Origin of the sequence: Pontibacillus litoralis JSM 072002, assembly GCF_000775615.1 — a bacterium.
In the GTDB taxonomy this organism is placed as follows: Bacteria; Bacillota; Bacilli; order Bacillales; family BH030062; genus Pontibacillus; species Pontibacillus litoralis.
In genome coordinates this window covers 1-491 of record NZ_AVPG01000077.1, presented here as the reverse complement: position 1 = coordinate 491, position 491 = coordinate 1, and the positions used below count along the sequence as shown (strand labels likewise).

The 491-nt window shown below is 50.5% G+C and carries 1 protein-coding gene; it reads left to right on the top strand.

The window, feature by feature from the left end; genetic code table 11:
- The coding region (gene mobV / locus N784_RS15775) for a MobV family relaxase (RefSeq protein WP_198134456.1) at nucleotides 1-491 on the top strand (491 nt) is incomplete at both ends.

Sequence of the window (491 nt, the reverse complement as noted above, 5' to 3'; positions counted from 1 at the left end):
CTTCGTTGCGGAACGCTTCGGCTACAAGAACATCGTGGAGTTCTCCTGCCACTGCGATGAACGGACACCGCACGTCCATTGTGTCGTTGTGCCGCTTACAAAGGACGGCAGACTGTCCGCCAAGGAAGTCATGGGAAACAGACACAAGATGTCGGAACTTCAAGACAGCTACGGGAAGCTGATGCAAAACAAGTTCGGGCTTCAAAGGGGCATCAAGGGCAGCACCGCCACCCATGACAGCGTAAGGGAATACTACGGACGGATAAACCAACGCTTGTATTATCCCAGCTGCAGCATGGAACTAAATAGCGAAACCAGAAGCCCACAAATAGAAACTCCGCCCTTAATGGGTCGGGAGAAATGGGCGGAGAGGCAAAATAAGGCGATTTCAGAGCGTTTCAACCAAATGAGGGAGCATTACAAGGGTGAAGCCGAAAAACAAAGCCAAAAAGTCTTAGATTACTTCCAAGGCTCGAAACTCCAAGCTGAAG